The sequence below is a fragment of the Halorhodospira sp. 9621 genome (assembly GCF_022228055.1).
GTDB lineage: Bacteria > Pseudomonadota > Gammaproteobacteria > Nitrococcales > Halorhodospiraceae > Halorhodospira > Halorhodospira halophila_A.
The window spans coordinates 99,832-111,530 of the sequence record NZ_JAJNRD010000004.1 but is presented as its reverse complement, the minus strand read 5'-3'; the positions used below and the strand labels follow the sequence as shown (position 1 = coordinate 111,530).

Below are 11,699 nucleotides of genomic sequence, written 5' to 3'. Positions count from 1 at the left end.
ACCCCAGTTGCCCCAAGAATGGTGCGGGCAGCGAAACCCGGCAAAACAAAAGAGGAGACTCGGTCAGGTTGGAGGAGAAGGCGCGTATGAGCACGGCACTGGTTACGGCGGGTAACGCGAATCTGCCGCTGCCGACGAGCAGCGAAGACGCGTACATCCAGGCGGTGAGCCAGATCCCGGTGCTTGATGCCGACGAGGAGTACGAGCTGGCGCGGCGCTGCCAGTACGAAGGGGATCTCGAAGCAGCGCGGCAGCTGGTGCTCTCGCACCTTCGCTTCGTCGTCCACGTGGCCCGGGGTTACCGGGGCTACGGATTGGCCCTCGGCGACCTGATCCAGGAGGGCAACATTGGCCTGATGAAGGCCGTCAAGCGCTTCGATCCGGACGTCGGTGTCCGCCTGGTCTCCTTCGCGGTCCACTGGATCCGGGCCGAGATCCACGAGTTCATCCTGCGCAACTGGCGCATCGTCAAGGTGGCCACCACCAAGGCGCAGCGCAAGCTGTTCTTCAACCTGCGCGGTGCCAAGAAGCGGCTGGGCTGGATGAACCGCGACGAGGTCAATGCGGTGGCCCGTGATCTCGGCGTGCAGCCGGAGACGGTCCTCGAGATGGAGTCGCGCCTCTCGGGGCAGGACCTCGGCTTCGACCCGCTGGTCTCCGAGGACGAGGAGGAGCAGGTGCGTGCCCCGGTGGCCTACCTGGAGGACCGCCGCTTCGACCCGGCCGAGGTGGTCGAGAGCAGCGACTGGGGGACCCACCAGGACGACACCCTGCATCAGGCGCTGGCGCAGCTCGACGAGCGCAGCCGGCACATCCTGCGTGCCCGCTGGCTGGAGGAGGAGCGCCAGACCCTGCAGGAACTGGCCGACCACTACGGCGTGTCCGCCGAGCGCATCCGTCAGCTCGAAAAGAACGCCATCGGCAAGCTGCGCGGGGCGGTCAGCGCCTGAGCCGTCGAGCTCCGGAGCCTCCCGCCCCGCGGCACCTCGTCCATCCGCTAAAGCACACCCCGCTCGGCGAGGGAGACCGGCTCGCCGTCCCCTACCACGAAGTGATCCAGTAGACGGACGTCCACCAGTCCCAGGGCCTCGCGCAGGCGGTGCGTCAGGGCTTCGTCCGCCGCGCTCGGCTCGGCGACGCCCGAGGGGTGGTTGTGGGCGACGATCACCGCTGCCGCGTTATGGGCCAGGGCGCGTCGCACCAGCTCGCGCGGATAGACGCTGGCGCCGTCGATGGTCCCGCGGAAGAGTTCCTCGTAGCCGATCACCCGGTGGCGGTTGTCCAGGAACAGCCCGCCGAAGACCTCGCTGGGGTGGTCGCGCAGCAGTGCGGTGAGGTAGGTGCGCGTCTGCGCCGGGCTGCTGAGGGTGGGGCCACGCTGTAACGCTTGGCCCAAGTGGCGCCGGGCGATCTCCAAGGCCGCCTGCATCTGCGCGTACTTGGCGTCGCCCAGTCCGGGCCGGGCGGCGAAGGTCTCGCGATCGGCCTCGAGCAGGCCGCGCAGGCCGCTGAACGCAGCGAGCAGCTCGCGGGCCAGCTCCACCGCGGACTGGCCGCGGCGCCCGGTGCGCAGGAAAATGGCGAGCAGCTCCGCATCCGAAAGCGCCTGGGGTCCGCGCTGGATGAGCCGCTCGCGGGGCCGCTCGTCCCGCGGCCACGAACGGATCGACATGACACTGCCCTCCCTGGCGGCGTCGTGTGAACGAATTGTCGGCGGGCGCCGCCGCGGCGCGGCGACGCCCCCGCGGCTATTCCGCTGCCCAGTTGTCGCGTACGCGCTTGAGGCGCCGCGCCTGGTAGCGGTTGATGTTGGCCGTCATCATGAAGATCGCCACGATGAAAAGCACCGGGAAGGCCAGGGCGATGGCCAGCTGGTGGGCGCCGACCAGATGCAGGCCCAGCAGGACCACCATGGCCGCCGCCGGTGCGCCGATCAGGCGCACCATCGCCGCGGACTCCGTGCGCTTGATGTGGGCATCCAGTTCCTCGTAGCTGTCGAAGGCGTTCTCGTCCGTCGCCCCGAACATTCGCCCCAGGGCGCTGCCTTCGGCCTCCTGCCCTTGTGCGGGCGCGGTGCCGACCTCCGGTGAATGGTCGTCTTGTTGGGTCTGCTCAGCGTGCGCGTGCTCTCGACTCATGGTGCCTCCTCGGGTTAATCCCCTGTCCCCACTGGGATGACACTATAGAATGCGGGTCGGGATTCAACCCCGCCCGCTAGCGGTGTAGCGCAGTAGCGCGCTGGCTGCACGGATCTGCGACAATACGCGTATGTCTTTGCCGAGCCGAACCATCCGCATCCTGCTCGTGGTGAGCGGCGGGATCGCCGCTTACAAGGCCGCCGAGTTGGTCCGCGAACTGCGCCGCGGCGGCGCCGAAGTGCGTGTGGCGATGACCGCCGCCGCGCAGCGCTTCATCACGCCGCTGACCTTTCAGGCCCTTTCCGGTCAGCGCGTCCACACGGATCTGCTCGACGCGGAGGCCGAGGCGGCCATGGGCCACATCGAGCTGGCGCGCTGGCCCGATCGCATCGTCGTCGCGCCGGCCACCGCCGATTTCCTGGCGCGACTGGCTCAGGGGCGGGCAGACGACCTGCCGGCGGCGCTGTGCCTGGCCACCCGTGCGCCGATCACCGTGGCCCCGGCCATGAACAACGTCATGTGGGAGGCGGTGCCGACCCGCGAGAACCTGGCGGTGCTGCATCGCCGGGGCGTGGCGTGCATCGGCCCCGAGTACGGCGAGCAGGCCTGCGGTGAGTTCGGCGAGGGGCGCATGTCCGATCCGGCGCGCATCGCCGCGGCGTTGCTCGATGCCGGCGGTGCCCCGGGGGGCGCGTGGGCCGGGCGCACCGTGTTGATCACCGCCGGCCCGACCCGCGAGCCCCTGGATCCGGTGCGCTACCTGACCAACCGCAGCTCCGGGCGGATGGGCTTCGCGCTGGCGGCGGCCGCCCGCGAGGCTGGAGCCCGGGTGATCCTGGTTGCCGGGCCCGCCGCCCTGGCCACGCCGCCGGGCGTGGAGCGTATCGATGTCGAACGCGCCGGGCAGATGTACGACGCTGTGCTCGGCCGGATCGACGAGGCGGACTGCTTCATCGCCGCCGCTGCGGTGAGCGACTACCGGCCCGAGCACGAGGCGCCCGAGAAGATCAAGAAAGGCGGTGACGCGCTGACCCTGGCCCTGGAGCCGACGCCGGATACCCTGCGCGCCGTGGCGGCGCGCAGGCCGCGCCCCTTCGTGGTGGGGTTTGCCGCGGAGACCGAGCGCGTTGCTGAATACGCCCGGCGTAAGCTCAACAACAAGGACCTCGACCTGATCGCCGCCAACCGCGTCGGTCCGGGGCAGGGGTTCGATACCGACCACAACGCCCTGGAAGTCCTCTGGCCCGACGGCGGCGTCGCCCTGGCCGAGCAGCCCAAGACGGCCCTTGCCCGGGAGCTGCTGCAGATCGTGGCCGAGCGCGCCGGGTTCGCGGAGGCAGCGAGGAGTACCCATGCACCGTAAGATCGAAGCACGCATCGTCGACGCACGCCTCGGCAGCGAGATCCCGCTGCCCGATTACGCCACCGACGGTTCGGCGGCCATCGATCTGCGCGCCTGCCTGTCCGAGCCGTTGGTGCTCGAGCCGCGCGGGCGGCAGCTGATCGGCACCGGGCTGGCCGTGAACATCCACGATCCGGGCCTGGTCGGCGTCGTGGCCTCGCGCTCGGGGCTATCGCTCAAGCACGGTCTGCGTGTGGCCCAGGGTATCGGGGTCATCGATTCCGACTACCATGGGGAGATCGGGGTGATCCTTGCCCACGACGGGACCGAGCCGTATACGATCACGCCGGGGGAGCGCATCGCGCAGCTGCTCTTCCAGCCGGTGGTGCAGGTTACGCTGGATTACGTCTCGGGCTTTTCCGCCACCACCGAGCGAGGTGAGGGTGGCTTCGGCCACAGCGGTACGCTATGACGCGGGGGCATCCCCGCAGGATGACGATGACAAGGAGGCGCCCGTGAGCGCAGCGCAGGTACCCGCATCGATCTTTCGTGCCTACGACGTCCGCGGCGTGGTGGGCGAGACCCTGGATGCCGACATCGTCCGCTGGGTGGGGCGGGCAGTGGGCAGCGAGGCGCGCGAACGCGGTGTCCGCCGCTTGGTGGTCGGCCGCGATGGCCGCCACTCCAGCGCCGAGCTGGCCGCGGCGGTGGCGGCCGGCATGAACGACGCCGGCTGCGACGTCATCGACATCGGCCAGGCCCCCACCCCGGTCATGTACTTCGCCACCCACGAGCTGGAGACCGGCTCCGGGGTGATGATCACCGGCAGCCACAACCCGCCGGAATACAACGGCCTGAAGATCATGGTCGCCGGCGACACCCTCTCCGGTGAGGCCATCACGGCGCTCTACCGGCGCATACAGGACGGCTGCCTGGCCGAGGGCGAGGGTTGCGTGGAGACACGCACGGACCTGGTGGAACGCTACCTGGCGCGCATCGCGGGCGACATCCGCCCGGCGCGGCCGCTGCGCCTGGTCCTGGATGCCGGCAACGGGGTGGCCGGGGCGGTGGCGCCGCGCCTCTTCGAGGCCCTCGGCTGCCAGGTCGAGGCGCTCTTCTGCGAGGTCGACGGCGATTTCCCCAACCACCACCCGGACCCGGCGGAGCCGCACAACCTGGAGACGCTCATCGCCCGCGTCCGTGACAGCGGTGCCGATCTCGGGCTGGCCTTCGACGGCGACGGGGATCGCCTCGGCGTCGTCGACTCGGCGGGGAACATCATCTGGCCCGACCGCCAGCTGATGCTCTACGCCCGCGACGTGCTCAGCCGTCGCCCCGGTGAGCCAGTGGTCTTCGACGTTAAATGCAGCATGCACCTCAAGCACGTCATCGAGGCAGCCGGCGGGCGGCCGCAGATGTCGCGCACCGGGCACTCGCTGATCAAGGCCACCCTGCGCGAGAGCGGTGCGCCCCTGGCCGGCGAGATGAGCGGCCACACCTTTTTCGCCGAGCGCTGGTACGGCTTTGACGACGGGCTCTACACCGGTGCCCGGCTGGTGGAGATCGTCGCCGCCGATGGCCGACCCAGTGCCGAGGTCTTCGCCGAGCTGCCTGAGGGGGTGTCCACGCCCGAGCTCAAGGTCCACATCCAGGAGGGCGAGCAGGCCGAGCTCATGGATGCGCTGGTGGCGGAGGGGCGGCAGCGCTTCACCGAGGCCACCATCCACACCATCGACGGTATCCGCGTGGAGTGGCCCGATGGCTGGGGGCTGATCCGCGCCTCCAACACCACGCCGGTGCTGGTGGTGCGCTTCGAGGCCAACGACGCCGACGGCCTGGCCCGTATCCGCGAGGCCTTCGAGGCCCTGCTTGCCAGCGTGCGCCCCGGCCTGGCCATCCCTGCACCCTGACCCAGCAATCCGCACCCTGAATTCAATATGACCGAACACCCCATCGATCCCGATCTCACCGCCCAGGTCCTGGTCGAGGCCCTGCCCTACATCCGCCGCTTCCGCGGGCAGACCATCGTCGTCAAGTTCGGCGGCAATGCCATGGTGGACGAGGCGCTGAAGGTGGCCTTCGCGCGGGATATCGTGCTCATGCGCCTGGTCGGCTTCCGCGTCGTCGTGGTTCACGGTGGCGGCCCGCAGATCGGCAACCTGCTCGATCGCATCGGCAAGGAGACCGAGTTCGTCCAGGGCATGCGGGTCACCGACGCCGAGACCATGGACGTGGTGGAGATGGTCCTCGGTGGCCTGGTGAACAAGGAGATCGTCAATCTGATCAGCGCCCAGGGTGGCCGTGCCGTGGGGCTGACCGGCAAGGACGGTGGCCTGATCCGGGCCCGCAAGCTCGAGGTGGAACAGCCCGGGCCCGAGAACCAGGTCCCCGAGATCATCGATATCGGCCACGTCGGCGAGGTCGATCACATCGACCCGGCGGTGGTGGAGATGCTCGACTCCGGGGAGTTCATCCCGGTGGTCGCGCCCATCGGCGTCGATGAGCGCGGAACGTCCTACAACATCAACGCGGACCTGGTCGCCGGCCGGATCGCCGAGGTCCTCGACGCCGAGAAGCTCCTGCTGCTGACCAATACCCCCGGCGTGCTCGATGGCGCAGGCAATCTGCTCACCGGGTTGAGCCCCGAGCGGGTCGACGGCCTGATCGCCGACGGCACCATCGCCGGCGGCATGCTGCCCAAGATCCGCTGCGCCCTGGACGCCGTGGCCGGCGGCGTGCGCAACGCCCATATCATCGATGGCCGCGTCCCCCACGCGGTGTTGCTCGAACTGTTCACCGACAAGGGCGTGGGCACGCTGATCCGGCGCCAGCCCGACTAGCCCGTTCGCGCGGGGCCCGCGCCGCGGTCGCGCAGCCCCCAGATCCAGTACCCGGCCAGGCCGAGCATGGCGGCCAGGGAGGCCACGTAGGCCTCCCAGCCCAGGCCGTGGTAGAGGTAGCCCGGCAGCCACGAGCCCACCGCGCCGCCGGCGTAGTAGAAGGCGATGTAGAGGCCGTTGACTACGCCGGTCTCGCCCTCCACCTCCTGGTTGAGGTACCCCGGTGCCAGGGCGTGAAGCAGGAACATCCCGGCGCAGAAGACGAACATCCCCGCGAAGATCACCACCAGCCACGGTCCGAGGAACATCGCCAGCGAGGCGGCGAAGATGGCGATGCCCAGCAGCATGGTGTTGACCACGCCGCCGATGCGATCGGCCACGCGCAGGGCGCTGAGTGCCGTGACCACCCCCATGAGGTAGCCCGTGTACATCAGCGCGATGCCCAGATCGCTGAGCCCGGTCTCGAGCTCCACCAGGCGGAAGGGTAGGAAGGTGAGCAGCGATAGGAAGACGAAGAAGGCACAGAAGATGGCGCCGTAGACCCGCAGCGCCCGGGGCTGACGCAGGATCTGGCCGACGGCGCGGCGGTCCAGGCGGCCGAAGCCAGCCTGCGGATCGGCGTCCAGACGCAGCAGCAGGGCGGTGCACAGCAGCTGCGCCACGCCGAAGAGCAGGAAGGCGGCCTCCCAGCTCGCGGCGGTGGTCACCGCGCCGGCGATGGCCCGACCCAGGAAGCCGCCCAGCACCGTGGCCGCCACGTAGCCGGCCATCACCCGCGTGGTCCGCCCCGGGGCGGCGCTGGCGGCCAGGTAGGTCATCAGCGCGGTGAGGATGGCCGGGATCAGCAGGCCCTGAACCAGGCGCAGCCCGAGGAGGATCTCAAAGCTTGGCGCCATGGCCACCGCCAGCTGGGTCACGGCCAGCAGCCCCGAGGCCACCACCAGCATCTGTCGCGACGATACGCGCTGGAGCACGAAGCCGTAGGCGATGGGCGCAATGGCCAACGGCAGCAGCGTGGCGGTGAGCAGCAGCGAGGCTTTCGGCTCGCTCACCGAGAAAGCGGCCTGGAGCGTCGGCAGCAGCGGCTGCGGGGCGTGGATGGCCGAGAAGGCGAGGACCGTGCAGTAGATGGTGATCAGCAGCTGGGCAATGGGCATGGACGGGCTGAGGGTGGCTTTCGGGACGGGAACGGGTGCGCCGGCTAATGCTCGGCGCGGTGGAAGAGGGCGTAGAGCACGGGCACGACCCCGAGGATGAGGATCGTGCCGAAGGCCAGGCCGGACATCACCGCGATGGCCATGGGCGCCCAGAAAGGCCCGGAGAGAGCCAGTGGGATCATCCCCAGAATGGTGGTGGCTGCGGTGAGCAGCACCGGGCGCATGCGCCCGACACCGGCCTCCATGATAGCCGGCTGCACGGCCATGCCATCATCGCGGTGCAGGCGTATCTGCTCGACCAGGACAATGGCGTTGCGGATGAGCATGCCGGCCAGGCTCATGGCGCCGAGCAGGGCGATGAAGCCGAATGGCTGGCGGAAGGCGAGCAGACCGGCGACCACCCCGATCAGCCCCAGCGGCACGGTCAGGGCCACCACGGCGGCATCGCGTAGGCTGTTGAACTGCGCGACCAGCAGCAGGGCCATGACCGCCAGCACCAGCGGAACAAAGGCCAGCACATCGGCCCGTGCCTCCCAAGAGGCCTCGGCCTCGCCGCCCCAGGAGAGCTCCAGGCCAGGGGGCAGGTCCAGCTCGGCGAGTTCCGGGTCGAGGCGGGCCACTAGCCCTTCGGCGGTGGCCCCCTCGGCCAGGTCCGTCTGGACGGTCACCGTCGGCACCCGGTCCTGGCGCCAGATGCTGCGCTCTTCCCAGGCCGGCTCCAGGTTCGCCACCTGGCGCAGCGGGACCGGCTGCTCGGCGTCCCGCGGCCAGATCTCCAGGGTATCGAGCCGCGACAGGTCACCGCGTTCGGCCTCGGGCAAATACCAGTGGATCGGCAGGTGGCGGTCCCCGTCGATGAGCACACCGATGGGGCCGTCGTCGTAGGCCATCTCCAGGGTCTCGGCTACCTCGGCCGAGGAGAGCCCGGCGGCGCGGGCCCGTTCCTGGTCGACCTCGACATCCAGCGACACCGCCTTCTGGCGCCAGTTGTGCCGGGTGCCTTCGGTTTCCGGCTGGGCCGCCAGCCAGTCGCGCAGCTCCTCGGCTACCCGGCGCAGCTCCGCGTGATCACGCGGACCGGCCACGCGCAGCTCCACCGGGTAGCGCACCGGATCGCCCAGCATCATCGGCCGCACCCGCGGCTGTGCGTCGGCGAAGCGGCCCTCGAGCCAGTCGCGCACATCGTCGATCACCGCATCCAGGTCGCTGCCCGGTTCGGTGCCCACCAGCAGCTGGGCGTAGGCCGGGTTGGGCAGCTCCGGGATCATCGGCAGGTAGAAGCGCGGAGCCCCCTCGCCGATGAAGGTGGTCACCCGAGCGACGTCGTCGTGCTCGCGCAGGAAGGCCTCGATGCGCTCGGTGTCGGCGGCCACCGCCTCGATGCGCGTGCCCTCGCTGCGCCAGTGGTCGATGAGGAACTGGTCCCGGTCGGCGGCGGGAAAGAAGATCCGCGGCACCAGGGTGAATGCGGCCACCGCGATGCCCACTACCAGCAGGACGACGATCAGGCTGCTGGCGCGGTAGTGCAGCATCGTACCCAGAGCCCGCCGGTAGGTGCGGTGCCAGACGGTGTCGTGGGGATCCCCTGCCTCGCCCTCGGCCGGTGCGGGCAGGAAGCGGTAAGCCAACAGCGTGGTGAAGGTCACCGCCAGGATCCAGCTCAGGCCCAGGGCGAAGGCCACCACCCAGAACAGCGAGCTGGTGAACTCGCCCACTGCCGTCGGCGTGAAGCTGATCGGCGAGAAGGCCAGTGCGGCGATGGCCGTGCCGATCAGCAGCGGCACGGCGGTCTCGCTGACCGCCTGACGCGCCGCCCGGGCGCGCTCGACGCCGCGCTGGATGCGGGTCATGGTCAGCTCGGCGACCACGATGGCGTTGTCGACCAGCATGCCCAGGACCACGATCAGCGCCCCCAGCGAGACGCGGTGCAGGTCGATGCCGGTGACCCACATCACCAGGAAGGTGCCGAGGATGGTCAGTGGTACGCCGGCGCCGACGATCACTCCGGTGCGCCAGCCCAAGGCGATCAGCAGGACGGCCAGGACGATGGCCACGGCAGTGGCCAGGTTGGTGACGAACTCGGTGATCGCCTCGCGGACCGTCTCAGCCTGGTCGTTGACGGTGTGCAGCGCCATGCCCACCGGGCGGTCGTGCTCAAGCTCGGCCAGGCGCTGTTCGATGCGTTCGCCGAGCTCGACCACGTTGGTCCCTGGAGCCGGCGAGACCCCCAGCGCTACGCCCGGTTCGCCGTCATGGCAGAACACGCGCTCGGGAGGATCGGCGAAACCGCGGCGGACATCAGCGATGTCGCGCAGGTAGATGCGCTCGTCGGTCTCCGGGTTACGGATGGACAGCGACCGCACATCCTCGACGCTGTCGAAGGCCCCCGAGACGAACAGCCCAACCCGATCGTCGTCGAGATCGATCGCGCCCGCCGGCGCGACCACGTTCTGCCGTTGCAGGGTCTCGGCGATCTGCCCGGGGTGTAGGTTGAGAGCCGACAGGCGCTCGCGGCTGATCTCGATGAAGATTCGCTCGCCCTGGCGGCCGAAGAGCTCTGCCCGGGCCACGCCGGGGACGCGCAACAGCTCGCGGCGCAACTCATCGGCATAGTCGTCGATCTCGCGTAGGCCGTAGCCCTCGCCGGTGACCGCATAGAGCAGGCCGAAGACGTCGCCGTAGTCGTCGTCGACCACCGGTCCGCGCACCTCGTCCGGCAGCTCGCGGGAAGCCCGCTGGACCTTCTTGTTCAGCTCGTCCCAGATCTGGCGCAGCCGTGCCCCGGAGTAGCGCTCATCCACGTCGACATAGATGACCACCTCGCCGTCGCGGCTGATCGACTCGATCTCTTCGAGTTCCTCGAGCTGCTGGATGTGACGCTCGAGGACCTCGGTGACCTCCGCCTCCACCCGCTGCGCCCGCGCGCCGGGGTATTCGGCCTGGACCAGGGCGGTGTGGATGGTGAAGTCGGGGTCCTCGAGCTGCCCCAGTTGGCCGTAGGCCCAGATGCCGGAGAGCCCGAGCAGCACCGTGGCGAAGACGATCAGCCGGGCATGCGCCAGGCTCCAGCCGCCGATGCTCACGGCGCCTCCGCATCCATCCGCCGGGTGGGCTGACCCTCGGCCAGGTGGTGGACGCCGGCGGTCACCACCTCGTCGCCGGTCTCCAAGCCGTCACCGACCAGAGCGCTGCCCCGATCCAGGGCGAGCAGCTCCACGGCCTGGCGCCGGACCCGGTGGTCCTCGCCGCGCAGCCAGACGTGGGGCTCGCCGTCGTGCTTGTGGACGGCGGTCAGTGGGACTCGGAACCCCTCGCCGGGGCCGAGGTCAGCGCGGAAGACCGCCTCGGCGGTCATCCCGGGCAGCACCCGGTCGTCGGGGTCGGCCAGGGTGACCTGAACCGGGTAGGTCTGGCGCTCGGGGAGCACGTCGACCCCGACGGTGCGGATCCGCCCCGGGAAGACCGCGTCGAGGGCCGGGACGTGCACCTGCACCTGCTGCAGGTGCTCCCGGTAGACCATGAACTCCTCGGGGATGCCGACCTCGACCTCCAGCTGCGAGAGGTCCTCAAGGAGGTAGACCGGCTCCTGGGGCGGCACGGCCTCGTAGGCGTCAAAGCGGCGCTCGGCGACCGCCCCTTCGAACGGGGCCCTCAGCCGGGTGTAGGCGAGCCGGTCGCGGGCGAGGGCCAGGCCGGCCTGCAGCGAGGCGGCTTCGGCGCGGGCCTCGTCACGCTGGCGGGCGGCCTGGTCGTACTCGGACTGGGTGATGGCCTCCTCCTCGACCAGCTGTGCGGCGCGCAGGTACTCGGTGGCCGCGTAGGCCTGCCGGGCGCGGGCCGCCTCGAGCTGTGCCTCCAGCTCCTCGACCTCGCGGGCGTGGTCGGAGTCGTCCAGCTCGGCAAGGCGCTCGCCGGCGGCCACGCGGTCACCCACATCGGCGTGGATGGTATCCAGCTCGCCACCTACGCGGAACGACACCCAGGCCCGGTGCTGCGCCTCGACGCGGCCGGTGAAGCGCCGTTCGGCGAGGCGGTCGGGATCCTCCAGGACCAGGGTCTGGACCGGGCGCGGCCGCTCCTCGGGGGGCTGCTCGGTACCCGGATCGCCGCAGCCGGTGACCAGGGCCAGGCCGGTGACCAGCAGGGTCACCGTCCGCAGCAGCGGCGCGGGCGCATGGTGGGGCCGCACGTCCATGGCGTTCCTTGAAGGTGATGGGGGGTT

At 70.2% G+C, this 11,699-nt stretch carries 10 protein-coding genes; 5 read left to right on the top strand and 5 right to left on the bottom strand.

All coding sequences use genetic code 11. The features are described from left to right. The first annotated feature begins 86 nt into the window (after positions 1–86). On the top strand, positions 87–950 hold the full coding sequence (rpoH, locus tag LRF89_RS03640) for an RNA polymerase sigma factor RpoH (RefSeq protein ID WP_201173245.1): 864 nt from the start codon (positions 87–89) through the stop codon (positions 948–950). Between the two features lie 47 nt (positions 951–997). On the opposite strand, the gene radC is transcribed toward rpoH, so the two are convergent. Together radC and LRF89_RS03630 are read right to left on the bottom strand one after the other, a co-directional pair. Then, a complete protein-coding gene (radC, locus tag LRF89_RS03635; RefSeq protein ID WP_201173243.1) occupies positions 998–1,672 on the bottom strand; it encodes a RadC family protein in 675 nt (224 codons plus the stop codon). A 76-nt stretch (positions 1,673–1,748) separates the two neighbouring features. Continuing rightward, entirely contained in the window at positions 1,749–2,138 is a 390-nt protein-coding gene (locus tag LRF89_RS03630; RefSeq protein ID WP_238635010.1) for a hypothetical protein, read from the bottom strand. A 130-nt stretch (positions 2,139–2,268) separates the two neighbouring features. Here LRF89_RS03630 and coaBC point away from each other — a divergent pair, with 130 nt between their 5' ends. The 4 genes from coaBC to argB are packed head-to-tail and all read left to right on the top strand — an operon-like array spanning position 2,269 to position 6,320. After that, positions 2,269–3,501: a bifunctional phosphopantothenoylcysteine decarboxylase/phosphopantothenate--cysteine ligase CoaBC gene (coaBC, locus tag LRF89_RS03625; RefSeq protein ID WP_201173239.1), complete on the top strand. Its 1,233-nt coding sequence runs from the start codon at positions 2,269–2,271 to the stop codon at positions 3,499–3,501. Beyond that, positions 3,491–3,952: a dUTP diphosphatase gene (gene dut, locus LRF89_RS03620; RefSeq protein ID WP_201173237.1), complete on the top strand. Its 462-nt coding sequence runs from the start codon at positions 3,491–3,493 to the stop codon at positions 3,950–3,952. Before coaBC ends, dut begins: the two co-directional genes overlap by 11 nt. A 43-nt stretch (positions 3,953–3,995) precedes the next feature. Next, on the top strand, positions 3,996–5,390 hold the full coding sequence (locus LRF89_RS03615; protein ID WP_201241820.1) for a phosphomannomutase/phosphoglucomutase: 1,395 nt from the start codon (positions 3,996–3,998) through the stop codon (positions 5,388–5,390). A gap of 27 nt (positions 5,391–5,417) precedes the next feature. Further along, positions 5,418–6,320, top strand: a complete 903-nt coding sequence (gene argB / locus LRF89_RS03610; protein WP_201173234.1) for an acetylglutamate kinase — start codon at positions 5,418–5,420, stop codon at positions 6,318–6,320. Here argB and LRF89_RS03605 read toward each other — a convergent pair. The 3 genes from LRF89_RS03605 to LRF89_RS03595 are packed head-to-tail and all read right to left on the bottom strand — an operon-like array spanning position 6,317 to position 11,672. After that, positions 6,317–7,477 carry an MFS transporter gene (locus LRF89_RS03605; RefSeq protein ID WP_201173232.1) on the bottom strand — a complete coding sequence of 387 codons (1,161 nt, stop codon included), beginning with the start codon at positions 7,475–7,477 and terminating at the stop codon, positions 6,317–6,319. The two genes, argB and LRF89_RS03605, sit on opposite strands and share 4 nt — an antisense overlap. A gap of 44 nt (positions 7,478–7,521) precedes the next feature. Further along, the gene (locus LRF89_RS03600; protein WP_201173229.1) at positions 7,522–10,560 is read right to left on the bottom strand and encodes an efflux RND transporter permease subunit; all 3,039 of its coding nucleotides are present in this window, start codon (positions 10,558–10,560) and stop codon (positions 7,522–7,524) included. Continuing rightward, positions 10,557–11,672, bottom strand: coding sequence for an efflux RND transporter periplasmic adaptor subunit (locus LRF89_RS03595; protein WP_201173226.1), 1,116 nt, complete (start codon positions 11,670–11,672; stop codon positions 10,557–10,559). The genes LRF89_RS03600 and LRF89_RS03595 overlap by 4 nt, the downstream gene beginning before the upstream one ends. Positions 11,673–11,699: the final 27 nt, after the last annotated feature.

Coding starts and splice junctions, on each gene's coding strand:
- rpoH (WP_201173245.1), top strand. CDS start 87: ATGAGCACGGCACTGGTTACGGCGGGTAACGCGAATCTGCCGCTGCCG.
- radC (WP_201173243.1), bottom strand. CDS start 1,672: ATGTCGATCCGTTCGTGGCCGCGGGACGAGCGGCCCCGCGAGCGGCTC.
- LRF89_RS03630 (WP_238635010.1), bottom strand. CDS start 2,138: ATGAGTCGAGAGCACGCGCACGCTGAGCAGACCCAACAAGACGACCAT.
- coaBC (WP_201173239.1), top strand. CDS start 2,269: ATGTCTTTGCCGAGCCGAACCATCCGCATCCTGCTCGTGGTGAGCGGC.
- dut (WP_201173237.1), top strand. CDS start 3,491: ATGCACCGTAAGATCGAAGCACGCATCGTCGACGCACGCCTCGGCAGC.
- argB (WP_201173234.1), top strand. CDS start 5,418: ATGACCGAACACCCCATCGATCCCGATCTCACCGCCCAGGTCCTGGTC.
- LRF89_RS03605 (WP_201173232.1), bottom strand. CDS start 7,477: ATGCCCATTGCCCAGCTGCTGATCACCATCTACTGCACGGTCCTCGCC.
- LRF89_RS03595 (WP_201173226.1), bottom strand. CDS start 11,672: ATGGACGTGCGGCCCCACCATGCGCCCGCGCCGCTGCTGCGGACGGTG.